Source organism: Flavobacterium sp., assembly GCF_046073885.1.
GTDB lineage: Bacteria > Bacteroidota > Bacteroidia > Flavobacteriales > Flavobacteriaceae > Flavobacterium.
Genome location: NZ_JBJTND010000068.1, coordinates 26,385 through 39,034 on the forward strand (window position 1 = coordinate 26,385; position 12,650 = coordinate 39,034).

Below are 12,650 nucleotides of genomic sequence, written 5' to 3' on the forward strand. Positions count from 1 at the left end.
TTTCAGCAATTTTTAGAAATCTTGAGCTATAATTGGATATTTGTTTTCTAATATAGCAGTAATTACTTCCGGATTGGTATTGGTGTAAAATAGGTTTTTACTTGTATGCAATTTTTCATTAGTGCCCACAATTTCTTCAAGTATTTTTTTGGTTTGTCTCGCTACCGCTTCCCCAGAGTCAATTATGGTAATTTTTTCAGGTAATATTTTTTTTATTTGCGGAATTAAATAGGGATAATGGCTGCAACCTAAAACAAGGTAGTCTATGTCAGATTGAACCATTGGAGTAAGAAATTCAAACAATAATTGATGCATTTCTTCAGAATCTATTTTGCCAGCTTCAATTAATTCAACCAACCCATGCCCAATTTGCTCTATTATTTGAATGTCTTGGTATTGTTCTACATTTTTGTAAAACAATTCACTATTTAAAGTTCCTTTGGTAGCTAGAATTCCAATTTTTTGTGTTTTCGAATGTAATGCAGCGGGTTTAATAGCCGGTTCAATACCAATAAAGGGAACTTTATACTTTGCACGTAATTCTTTTATGGCATTGGTAGTAGCGGTATTGCAAGCAACAACAATTAATTTGCAATTTTGATTCAAAAGAAATTCGGTATTCTTGCAACTAAGTGCGATAATTTCTTCTTTTGATTTTTGTCCGTAAGGCGCATTTTTACTATCTGCTAGGTAAATCGTATCTTCATAGGGAAGTAATTGGTGAATTTCCTTCCATATGGAAGTCCCACCAATTCCAGAATCAAAAAGTCCAATTGGATTTTTATTTATCATAAAACAAATGTAAAAAAAAACTGCTCAATTAAATCGAGCAGTTTTGGTTTTTTATAAAGGATAGAATTAAAATCCTAAATCTTTTTTAATGTCAGCAGTTAAGTCTGGACCGTCAGCTAATAAAAGATCCGCAGCGTTAATTACATATTGGTATCCTTTTGCTTTTCCAACTTTTTGAATTGAAGCTTTAACTTTATCAGTAATAGGTTTCATTAAGTCAGACTCTTTCTTTTGTAAGTCTTTTTGAGCAGTTTCTTGATAATCGCTAATTCTTTTAGCCATATCTTGAACTTCTTGTTGACGTGTTTGGTTAACAGCATCAGTTACAGTACTAGCCTCTGCATCATATTTTTTCAATTTTCCTTGGTATTCTTCTACCATAGTTTTGTATTCTGCAGTATACGTATCGCTTAATTTTTTTAATTGATTTTGAGCATCCAATACAGCTGGCATTTTAGTCATTAATTCATTCACATCTACATGAGCTGTTTTGGCTTGTGCGTTTACAGTTTGAATTCCAAGTAATGCTATTGCAGCAATCAAAAAGGTTTTAATTTGTTTCATCATTTTTGTATTAATTATTGTTTTTATTAGGGTTTTTTATTTGCTTCTTCTTTTGCTTTTTTTGCTGCCTCTCTGTCGGCAATAATTTTTAATCTTTTTTCTTCAGCCGCCTTTTTTCTTTCCTCAAGTGCTTTTTGTCTCTCTTCTAATGTCTTTTTTCTAGCCGCTTCCATAGCTGCTCTTTTCTCTTCTGCAGCAGTTTTTTTATCAGTTACATTAGTATTTTCAGCTGTTGTACTTTCGTTAGTTGTATTTGTGTTTGTCTTATCAGAAACTGTGCCATTTTTCTTAGCTTCTTTCTCCTCAAGTTGTTGTTTTCTTTTCGCCTCTGCAGCTGCTCTTTTCTCTTCCGCTGCTATTTTTTTATCTTCAATCATTTTTAAACGAGCGGCTTTTCTTTCTTCGGCAAGTCTTTGTTTTTCTGATAATTCTGGATTATCCTCCAGCATTTCTTCTTTTCTTTGCTTTTCTTCTTCAATTTTTTGTTGTTTTTTAGACAATTGTTCTCTTTTTTCAGAACGAGATAAAACTTGAATTACACGCTCACTAAGATCGTGTTTTTTTGCTGCAAAAAGCATAGTTAAATCGGATGATTTATCAAAAATGTAATCGTATTTTCTTGATTCAGCTAGATCTTGAACCGCATTAAAGACTTGATCTTGAATTGGTTTTATCAATAGCGCTTTTTGCACAATTAATTCTCCATTTGGGCCAAACTTTTTTTGTTGGTATTCTGCAAGTTCATTTTCTTGAAATGCAATTTCGGCCTCTCTCTCTTCGATTAATTCTTTAGTTAAAAGAACTTTCTCTGTTTTTAAAGCTTCTTTTAATTTTGCAATATCACTTTTTTTAACTTCAATCTCTTGTTTCCATTTCTCTGCTTTTTGCTCCAATTGGTTTTTTGCTTCAGCATAACTTGAAGTTTTCTCCAAGATATATTCCATGTCAATGTAACCAATTTTAATACCACGAAGTTGTGCATTTGATTTACTTGAGTAAAACAAAGAAACCATTAAAACTAATAAAATATATTTTTTCATAATAAATATTTTATGATAGGTTAGGCAAATATACTAAAATTGTTGGCCAATAATAAAATGTGTTTGCCAACCACTCTTTTCACTTGTTCCCGGAATTGGATCAAATCCGTGAGCAAAGTCAATTCCTAGTAATCCAAATGCTGGCATAAATATTCTTATACCAAAACCTGCCGATCTTTGTAAAACAAACGGATTATATTCTTGAAAATTGTTAAAGGCAGCTCCACCTTCAATAAAAGTTAATCCATAAATTGAAGCAGCAGCTTTCAAGGTAAGTGGATATCTTAATTCTAAAGAGAACTTATTGTATATGGTTCCTCCAGAAACAGAAGATAAAGATTGATTTGGATAACCTCTAAGTTGTACAACTTCTCTACCATCTAGAGCATAATTTGCTAATCCATCACCCCCTACAAAATAACGCTCAAAAGGTACAACTCCTCTAGCTGAATTATAGGCTCCTAAATATCCAAATTCTGCTAATGATCTTAATACTAATGCATTTTGATCACTACCTATTAATTTACTATACCAATCAAATTTTGCTTTTATTTTATAATATTCCAACCAATCAAATCTTTTTTGATCTACTTTACCACGGTCTACATCGGCCTCTTGGTAATTGTCTGTTCTAACTATTCCAGTTACAGTTTGCCCTTGTGGGTTTACTACTGTTGCAGTTTTAATATAATCCCCTTGATTAATATATACTCCATCAGCTCCAAAGTTTTGATCTGTAATTGAAGAAGATTCATATGTTTTTTTGTACTCCGCTAGGTTTTGAAGGTTTGCGTAGTCTATATTATTAAATGAAGAATAGGGTAGGGTGAATTTTGTAGAAATACTAAATTCAGAACCCTTAGTTGGGAAAATTGGATTTACACCTTTACTATTTCTGGTTAAACCAATATTAAATGCAAAGTTTTTTGAAGATCCATTTCCAAAGGTAAATAATCCCGTATTATAATTGCTTAAATCATAATGTTGGAAACTTAAAGCCGTTGATAAAACAAAGTAATCATCGGGAACAGTCAACCTTTTTGCAATACCTACAGATAAGGAAGTAATGTTAAAACTTTTACTTTTATCAATACTGTTATAAGATCCTGTATAAAGATATTGTTTACTTTGTGAGATAGAGGCAGAGAAACTCACTGGTTTTTTACCGCCAAACCATGGTTCCGAAAAAGATAAACTATAGGTTCTAAAAAAGGTGCTTGCTTGTAATCGTAAAGATACTTTTTGACCATCTCCCATTGGTAGTGGGTGATACGCTTCTTTTTTGAAGATGTTTCTCATAGAGAAATTATTAAACGAAAGACCTAAAGTTCCAATGAAACCACCACCGCCGTATCCACCTTGAAGCTCTATTTGACTGGACCCTTTTTCAACCAAATGGTATTCAATATCTACAGTTCCTGCTGTAGGATCTACGTTTTTAAATTTTGGATCAATCGCTTCAGGATCAAAGAATCCCAACTGACCTATTTCTCGAATAGTTCTAACTAGATCTTCTTTGCTGTATTTTTGACCTGGTCTAGTTCTTAATTCTCGATAAATTACTTTATCATTTGTTTTGTCATTTCCTACTACCGATATTTTATTAAAATAAGCAATAGGACCTTCGGTAACACGAATCTCAAAATCAATCGAATCATTCACCGTTTTTACCTCTACTGGATTGATGTTTGAAAACAAATAACCATTGTTTTGATATAAATTGGTAAGATCTTCTCCGTCAGGTTTGCTTTTATCTGCGATTCTTTTTTCAAGTAGTACGCCGTTGTAGGTATCTCCCTTTTTTATTCCTAGAACACTAAACAGCGATTGATCAGAATATACAGAATTTCCTAAGAATTTAATATTTCCAAAGTAATACTTGTGTCCTTCTTCAACTTTAATATTAATTCCAAGCTTATTTTTTTTCTTATCTAACCAAACAGAATCCGTTACAACTCTTGCATCTCTGTATCCTTTTTCCTTGTATGCGTCTACTAACTTTTCTAAATCTTCTTCGTATTTCTTTTTGATGAATTTTGAAGCTTTAAATATGCGAATTGGATTAATTTGCTTGGTGTTTTTTAATGCTTTACGCAATTTTTTATCAGAAAATTTTTCATTTCCTTCAAAGGCAATATGACGTATTTTTATTTTATCACCTTTGTCAATGTTGATAACCATATTAACCCCATTTGCCGTAGTGTCTGCAATGGTTCTTATGTTTACTTTTGTATTGAAATAACCGTCTTTTTTGTATTTATTTTCTAAATAATTCTTAGTGGTAGTAAGTAAATTTTCATTTACAATTTTGCCTTTTGTTAAAGCATTTTCTTTGATTAATTCCTCAACTTTATTTTTCTTAACACCAACAATTTTTACCTCTTTAAGTTTCGGTAATTCTGTAATTTCTAAATCTAAATAAATACTATCTCCTTTCACCTCATTGATGTAAAAATCAATGGCGCTAAAAAGTCCAAGCTTCCCTAGTTTTTTAATAGCATTACTTACTTCTTCTCCAGGAACGGTAATATTTTGTCCTTTTTCTAATCCAGCAAAAGTTACTACAGTTTGTTGGTTGTAACTTATTTTTCCAATAACGTTTACGTTAGCTAATATGTATTTTTTACCTTGATCAAAAGGGATGGTATTTTGAGCAAAAGAGGAAAAACTAATTGCTGAAAATAAAAGTGTTAAGTAGAGGTAGGTGTATTTTTTAAGCACTTTAGTTTTGTTTAATTTGTTCGCTTGTCTTTCCAAATCTTCGTTCTCTTTTTTGATAGCTAATAATTGCTTCATATAAATTTTCTTCTGTAAAATCGGGCCATAAAACCTCCGTAAAAAATAATTCAGAATAGGCGATTTGCCATAATAAAAAATTACTTATTCGGTGTTCACCACTAGTTCTGATTAATAAATCTACATCTGGTAAATTGTGTGTGTAAAGATGCTGATTAATAATTGATTCATCAATAGTGTCTATCGAAATTATATTATTTTTAACTTTATTACTAATGTTTTTAACAACATTTATTAATTCTTCGCGTGAACCATAGCTCAAAGCCAAGGTTAATGTCATTCGGGTGTTGTTTTTTGTTTTATCAATAACTTCTTGGAGTTCTTTTCTAATTGGTGCAGGCATTTTGGATAAATTTCCAATAGAATTCAATCGAATGTTATTGTCTTGTAATGTTTTTAATTCGTTTTTTAAGGAACGAACCAGTAGTTTCATTAGAGTGTCTACTTCAAGTTTTGGGCGGTTCCAATTTTCTGTAGAAAAAGCATATAAGGTTAGGTTTTCAATTCCCAGTTTAGCACAGGTTTCTACAGTAGTTTTAACAGATTTTGTACCGTTTTCATGGCCTAGTGTTCGCAACAACCCTTTTTGTTTAGCCCAACGGCCATTGCCATCCATAATGATGGCAACATGTTTGGGTAAGTTTTCGGTATGTATAGATTCTAATAAACTCATAAATTAATCAGCGCAATAGCATGGTTTAATGCCAAAAGTATAGGTTAGGGTAAATCCACTAAACACATACCAATCTGTACTATTAAGATTCCCAAATTTAAGGGAAGCTATATTATTATTTTTCGGATTACTTCCGTCTAAATTATCTGTAAACGAATACCGACTTCCTGCTTCAATTCCTAGAATTAAATTAGGAGTAATATTTGTTTTAATTCCAATTATCATCGGCAATGCAAAAGCATGGCTGTCAGTATCTTTTCTTGCCTCTCCATTTGCAAAGTAAAGCTCTTCATAATTTGTATAACTTAATCCCGAATACACATATGGAGTTAATTTAAATCCAAATTCATGTAAGTTAAAATCAAAAAAATTAAACTCTAATCCCGCCGATATTTCTGAAATATTATTTTCAAAATTATATCCTCTTTTATATCTGCCCGGTACATTTGAATCTAAATCATTTCCTGTGATTTTTGATTGTATGAAAGATATTCTCCAGGAATGTCTCGGACTTTTGTTCCATCGATACATAACGCCATATGCGGGTTGATTTGGTGAAACAAAATCGGTTCGGCCTACATCTCCAATATAATTGCTACCTCCCAAAAAAACTCCAACTTCATGAATCTGAGCGTCTAATTTTGATATTCCTAAAATAAAAATATAAAAAACAATTTTTTTCATTAATCGAAAAATAGCGTGCAAATATAATAATTAAAGCAACTAATACGGTATCTAATTGGCATTAAATCAAATTATATTTTACAACATTAGAGTTTTCTTTGCATTTCTTTTGCAAACGAATAGATATCAAACGAAAAATAGTAGTTTGTAGTATAAAGTAATGCTTTAATTTCGCTTATCTTCCCCCCAAAGTAGTTTGTTTCGTAAGGTTTTTAGGAAGGTTTCATTAGGTATTTCTACCATGTTAATTTGAAAAGGGGTTTTCTGTATCGTAAGTATCGAATTTTTATCTAAAGTTGCAATTCTAGAATCCAATGAAACCAAATATTGGTCTTCTCTACCAGATACTTGCAAGGTGATTTTAGTATCATCAGAAATCACTAAGGGCCTCGCATTAAGGTTGTGAGGGGCGATTGGAGTAATTACTAAAACTTTTACATCGGGCGTTAAAACAGGTCCGCCACAGCTCAAGGAATATCCGGTTGATCCGGTTGGTGTTGAAACAATTAAGCCATCCGCCCAATATGAATTTAAATGCTCGTCATTTAATGCGGTGTCAATGGTAATCATCGAAGTGGTGTCTTTTCTGCTTACCGAAATTTCATTCATAGCAAAATTCAATTCCGAAATTTGTTTGTTTTCTGGATGACACTCCAAACTCAATAAAGTTCTTTTAGAAATGGTGTATTTTTTTTCGATAACTAATTGAAGAAAAGTCTCGATATTCCCTTTTTGAACTTTTGCCAAAAAACCTAATCTTCCTGCGTTAATTCCAATAATTGGCACTCCAGAATCTCTAACGTAAGTTGCTGCTCTCAAGATAGTTCCGTCACCACCAATACTAACCATGATGTCAAAGCTATTATCGATGCATTCATGGCTATTAAATGTTTTGTACTCTTTTTGAACAATTTTTTGTTCGTATAAAATAGTTAAAAAATTTTCTTCAATAACCAATTGGATATTGTTCGCATTAAAAAAAACAAAAATGTCTTTAATAATAGGACGGGTATCATTTTGATAATACTGACCAAAAATGGCTACTTTCATTTTCTAAATTTTTGCTACTTAATTAAATATTTAAGTATTTATCTAAATATTCAGATCGCTCTTTCAAACTATTCATGTAATTGTCTTCATGGTGTTCGGAAACAATTTCATAATTATATCTTCTAAAAGTTTGAATGATATCATTCATAGGACCTAAAGCAATTTTAATGGTGACTTGCACTTTTTCTGCGGAAGCATCCGAAATAAATAAGCCCAATAATTTTCCATTATTACTCTCCACAATTTGTGTTATTTGCCCAATGGAATAATCAACTGCATTTTTTTCTACCACAATAATTCCGCCTTGGTCTTTTAAAAACGGAGTTTCATACAAAAATTTCACAACATCTTCCAATTCATAATAACCCAAATAGGAATTGTCTTCTCCCAATACCGGAACCATATTACAATCATTTTTTGCAAAAATCTCTAAAACATCCAACCAATTCATGTTGATTCGAGCAAAAAAACCTTCTAGGGTGTATTTGTAATCGCTTACTTTTTTATCAAAATCAAACGTTTCAACATCATCGGAAGCAATACAACCTAAATAGGTTCCTTCTTTTAACACCGAAAAATGTGAAAAAGGCACTTCGTCAAAAAACGATTGCACCTCTGCAATGGTTTCTTCGCTATCAAGTGCTTTATAATCGTTAGAAATATATTCGGTAATTTCGGTCATAATGGGTAATCAATATTTGTTGCAAAATAATCAAATTTTTGAACATAAAACCTTATTTTAACTTTGTATTTTTGTATCCATAATTTCTAAAATGAAATTAGAATAAAATCAATGACAAAATTAAGTGTAAACATCAATAAAATTGCCACTTTGCGAAATGCTCGAGGTGGTAATGTGCCCGATTTACTTCAGGTAGCAAAAGACATTCAAAAATTTGGAGCGCACGGAATAACCATTCATCCCCGTCCCGATGAGCGTCATATTCGTTATCAAGATGCGCGTGATTTAAAATCAATTGTGTACACCGAGTACAACATTGAAGGAAATCCGCAGCACAATTTTATCGATTTGGTTTTAGAGTGCAAACCCACGCAAGTGACTTTAGTGCCCGATGCTATTGGAGCCATAACCTCCTCTGCGGGATGGGACACAATAAAAAATCAAGCTTATTTGACGGAAGTTATTGCTGAGTTTCAACGCAACGGCATTCGAACTTCTATCTTTGTTGATCCAGTTTTAGAAATGGTAGAAGGTGCTAAAGCAACAGGAACTGACCGAATTGAATTGTATACCGAAGAATTTGCGCACCAATATAGTTTGGGAAATAAAAATGGGATAGATCCATATGTTAAAGCGGCTGTTTTAGCAAATGAATTGGGTTTAGGAATTAATGCGGGTCACGATTTAAGTTTGGATAACATTCAATTTTTTAAAGAAAATATTCCAGGTTTATTGGAAGTTTCAATTGGTCATGCACTAATTTCGGAAGCACTCTACCTCGGATTGGATAATGTAGTGAACATGTATTTGCAAAAATTAAAATAACAAAATGTTACATTCTAGGATTGAAGGCCAAGGAAAACCCTTATTAATTATCCACGGATTTTTAGGCATGTCTGATAATTGGAAATCTTTCGGAACACTATATGCTGCCGAAGGATTTCAAGTACATATTTTAGATTTGAGAAATCACGGAAAAAGTTTTCATTCAGATGAATTTTCTTATGATATCATGGTGCAAGATGTTCTAGAATATTGCCAAGCACACCAATTTAAAAAGGTTTCAATTATAGGACATTCAATGGGTGGGAAGGTCGCAATGTTATTAGCAACAACCTATCCAGAATTAATAGATAAATTAATTGTGGCCGATATTGGTCCGAAATATTACGCACCCCACCACCAAGATATATTGGCCGGATTGAATGCAGTAGATTTTTCTTCAAAACCAGATAGAGCTCAAGTGGAAGAAATGCTCTATCCTTATATTCCCGATTTTGGCACGCGTCAATTTTTGATGAAAAGCCTGTATTGGATAGAACCAGGTCAATTGGCTTACCGATTTAATCTCCCTGTATTCAATGCCAAAATTGAAGTGATAGGAACGTCTTTGCCTGAGGAAGCTCATTTTGAAAATCCAACATTATTTATTCGCGGCGGAAACTCGAAATATATTTTAGATTCCGATTTACCCGAAATAAAAAAACATTTTCCTAATTTTGAATTAGCAACCATTCCAAATGTTGGCCATTGGCTGCATGCCGAAAATCCAAAATTGTTTTTTGAGGAAACGGCTAAATTTTTAAAATAATATAAATCAAAGTCCAATGAATTTACTCTTCAGAATTTTAGTTACCTCAATATTAGTATTAGTAATATCCTATTTTTTCCCAAGTATTGCGCACGTTGCTGGAGTAAAATCCGCAATTATCGTAGCAATTGTTTTGGGTTTATTAAATGTATTTGTAAAACCAATATTTGTATTGTTTACTTTTCCAATTACTGTTTTTTCATTGGGGCTATTTATGTTGGTAATTAACGCTGGTATGATAGCCTTGTGTGCAAAACTGGTAGATGGCTTTCGAATTGAAGGTTTTTTTGGAGCACTTATCTTTAGCATGTTGCTTTCGATATCTCAGTCGGTCGTTTATAAATTGGCCGCCGAAAACAAATAAAAATCAGCAGAATAAAACTTGGTTGGGTTGCAAAAATGTTATAATTTTGCAACCCAATTTTATTAAGTAAATAATTATCAAGATGGATATTAAAAGAGTTGCTATTGACGCAGTAAATGAAGTAATTGTACTTACCGTTCCACACATGGATTACAAAGGGCAAGTAACAAAAAGAATAAACGAAAAAATGCCGTTGGCAACTGTAAAAGGTTTCCGTAAAGGGGCCGTTCCAAGAGCTATTGTAGAAAGACATTATGGCGATGCCATTAAAATAGAAGAGGTGAATAAAGTAGTTACTTTGGCTTTAGAGCGTTTCTTACAATCTGAAAAAATAAACCTTCTTGGTTCTCCGCTTCCTAAAGTGAATGAAAACTTTAATTGGAAAGATGAAGATTTGACTTTTGAATACGAAATCGGAATTGCTCCAGATTTTGAAATCAATTTAGATGCAAAAAACAACATCATTAAATATGAAATTGTTGCAGATGACGCAATGCTAGATGCGCAAGTTGCAAGAATTCAAAAACAATACGGAAAAATAATCTCTCAAACAGTCGTTGCTAAAGGAAATGATGTGTCTGGAGTTTTTGTAAACGAAGCAGAAGGAATTAACAACCGAACAACAATTGATCTTGAAGAATTAGCTGATGCAAAATTAGCAAAGTCGTTTATTGGTAAAAAAGTAGGTGATGTAATCACAATGAAAACCAAAGGTTTGTTTCATGATGCACACAAACTAATGGATTATTTAAATGTATCGCATGATGTGGTTCACGATTTAGATATTGAAGTTACTTTTACAATTGATGAAGTAGTGGCACACGAACCAGCAGAATTAAACCAAGAATTATTTGATAAACTTTTCGGACCTGGAGTTGTAACTTCAGTGGAAGAAGTGAAAGCAAAAATCAAGGAAGATGCCGAGAAACATTTTGCAGTGCAATCAGAGCAAAAATTAATGGCAGACGTTCAAGATTTCTTAATTGAAAACACCAAATTCGACTTGCCGAAAGAATTCCTTGTAAGATGGTTGCAAACGGTAGGTGAAAAAAAATTATCTGCTGAAGAAGCAGAAATTGAGTACAATCGTTCTGAAAAAGGATTGCGTTTCCAATTAATCGAAGGAAAAGCATTGGCTCAAAGTGATATCCAAATTACTTTTGAAGATTTAAAAACTTTCACTGCAAATGCAATTCGTCAGCAAATGGCGCAATACGGTCAAATGAACCCAACCGATGAGGAAGTAGAAGGAATTGTTGCCCGCGTACTTTCTAATCAAGAGGAGGTTAAAAAACTTTCTGAGCAAGTAGTAGCCGAAAAAATGTTGCAACTTTTCAAAGAAAAAGCCAACCCAAAAACTAAAAAAGTGACTTACGAGCAATTTGTTGCAGCGATGTACAATGAATAATTTGTAAAAATCATTATATTTGAGCGTCAAAGTCAGTTAGATTTTGACGCTTTTTTTTAGAAGCTATTCCAGCTATTCGTTGCAATCTTTTTTAGAAAAACTAAAAAAGGATTTTCACTGCTATCTGGGCTAGGGGTATAAATAAAATAAAAAACTAAATTTCTGAGCGACAGTTTGTCACATAAAATAAAAGATACGACCTTTGCTTAGATAAAATCAATATCGGTTTTTAGTATAACACTTTAAACTTTAAACATACAAACCTTTTAAACTAAATTTAAAATGAATTACGGAAAGGAATTTAAGAAATTTGCGACCAAGCACCAAGGTGTAAACGCAATGTATTATGATAAAATTGTTGGCGCTATGAACCCAACAAACATGACTCCTTACATCATCGAAGAGCGTCATTTAAATGTATCCCAATTGGATGTTTTTTCGCGTTTAATGATGGATCGAATTATCTTTCTTGGCACCGGAATAGACGATCAAATTGCCAATATCGTGCAAGCGCAATTGTTGTTTTTAGAAAGCGTTGATGCTTCCAAAGACATTCAAATTTACCTAAACTCTCCAGGAGGAAGCGTATATGCCGGATTAGGAATTTACGATACCATGCAATACATCAAGCCAGATGTAGCTACAATTTGTACCGGTATGGCAGCTTCAATGGGAGCCGTATTGTTGTGTGCAGGTGCTGCAGGAAAGCGTTCGGCTTTACCACATTCCCGCGTGATGATTCACCAACCATCAGGAGGAGCACAAGGTGTGGCTACCGATATGGAAATCAACTTACGCGAAATGTTAAAACTTAAAGACGAGTTGTATAAAATAATTTCGCACCATTCAGGCCAAACTTTTGATAAAGTACACGCCGATTCTGAACGCGATTATTGGATGATTGCCGACGAAGCAAAAGAATACGGAATGATTGATGAAGTATTGAGAAGATAATTAATTCAAACTAAGGAGCTAAGTTGCTAAGGGCCTAAGAAAATCCTTAGAG

General features: G+C 33.0%; 13 protein-coding genes. 5 read left to right on the forward strand and 8 right to left on the reverse strand.

Annotated elements, in window-relative coordinates; all coding sequences use genetic code 11:
• Window positions 1–12: 12 nt before the first annotated feature.
• The 8 genes from murI to ACKOWY_RS09250 form a co-directional block, all read right to left on the reverse strand.
• Entirely contained in the window at window positions 13–792 is a 780-nt protein-coding gene (murI, locus tag ACKOWY_RS09215) for a glutamate racemase (RefSeq protein WP_408941149.1), read from the reverse strand.
• A gap of 66 nt (window positions 793–858) precedes the next feature.
• Window positions 859–1,356: an OmpH family outer membrane protein gene (locus ACKOWY_RS09220; RefSeq protein ID WP_408941206.1), complete on the reverse strand. Its 498-nt coding sequence runs from the start codon at window positions 1,354–1,356 to the stop codon at window positions 859–861.
• A gap of 26 nt (window positions 1,357–1,382) precedes the next feature.
• Window positions 1,383–2,396 (reverse strand): OmpH family outer membrane protein, encoded by a 1,014-nt coding sequence (locus ACKOWY_RS09225; RefSeq protein WP_408941150.1) that lies wholly within the window; start codon window positions 2,394–2,396, stop codon window positions 1,383–1,385.
• 33 nt (window positions 2,397–2,429) lie between these two features.
• Entirely contained in the window at window positions 2,430–5,192 is a 2,763-nt protein-coding gene (gene bamA / locus ACKOWY_RS09230; RefSeq protein WP_408941151.1) for an outer membrane protein assembly factor BamA, read from the reverse strand.
• Window positions 5,119–5,865 (reverse strand): isoprenyl transferase, encoded by a 747-nt coding sequence (locus ACKOWY_RS09235; protein ID WP_408941152.1) that lies wholly within the window; start codon window positions 5,863–5,865, stop codon window positions 5,119–5,121. Before ACKOWY_RS09235 ends, bamA begins: the two co-directional genes overlap by 74 nt.
• 3 nt (window positions 5,866–5,868) lie before the next feature.
• Entirely contained in the window at window positions 5,869–6,549 is a 681-nt protein-coding gene (locus tag ACKOWY_RS09240) for a DUF6089 family protein (protein WP_408941153.1), read from the reverse strand.
• A 165-nt stretch (window positions 6,550–6,714) separates the two neighbouring features.
• Entirely contained in the window at window positions 6,715–7,599 is an 885-nt protein-coding gene (locus tag ACKOWY_RS09245; protein ID WP_408941154.1) for an NAD kinase, read from the reverse strand.
• A gap of 22 nt (window positions 7,600–7,621) precedes the next feature.
• Entirely contained in the window at window positions 7,622–8,281 is a 660-nt protein-coding gene (locus ACKOWY_RS09250) for a CBS domain-containing protein (RefSeq protein ID WP_408941155.1), read from the reverse strand.
• Window positions 8,282–8,392: 111 nt separating this feature from the next.
• On the opposite strand from ACKOWY_RS09250, the gene ACKOWY_RS09255 reads away from it, so the two are divergent.
• The 5 genes from ACKOWY_RS09255 (at window position 8,393) to clpP (ending at window position 12,598) form a co-directional block, all read left to right on the forward strand.
• Window positions 8,393–9,106, forward strand: coding sequence for a pyridoxine 5'-phosphate synthase (locus ACKOWY_RS09255; RefSeq protein WP_408941156.1), 714 nt, complete (start codon window positions 8,393–8,395; stop codon window positions 9,104–9,106).
• Between the two features lie 4 nt (window positions 9,107–9,110).
• Window positions 9,111–9,872, forward strand: coding sequence for an alpha/beta fold hydrolase (locus ACKOWY_RS09260; protein ID WP_408941157.1), 762 nt, complete (start codon window positions 9,111–9,113; stop codon window positions 9,870–9,872).
• A gap of 16 nt (window positions 9,873–9,888) precedes the next feature.
• Window positions 9,889–10,236: a phage holin family protein gene (locus ACKOWY_RS09265; RefSeq protein ID WP_408941158.1), complete on the forward strand. Its 348-nt coding sequence runs from the start codon at window positions 9,889–9,891 to the stop codon at window positions 10,234–10,236.
• A gap of 82 nt (window positions 10,237–10,318) precedes the next feature.
• Complete coding sequence (locus ACKOWY_RS09270; RefSeq protein WP_408941159.1) at window positions 10,319–11,644, forward strand: trigger factor; 1,326 nt, start codon at window positions 10,319–10,321, stop codon at window positions 11,642–11,644.
• A 282-nt stretch (window positions 11,645–11,926) separates the two neighbouring features.
• A complete protein-coding gene (clpP, locus tag ACKOWY_RS09275) occupies window positions 11,927–12,598 on the forward strand; it encodes an ATP-dependent Clp endopeptidase proteolytic subunit ClpP (protein WP_408941160.1) in 672 nt (223 codons plus the stop codon).
• Window positions 12,599–12,650: the final 52 nt, after the last annotated feature.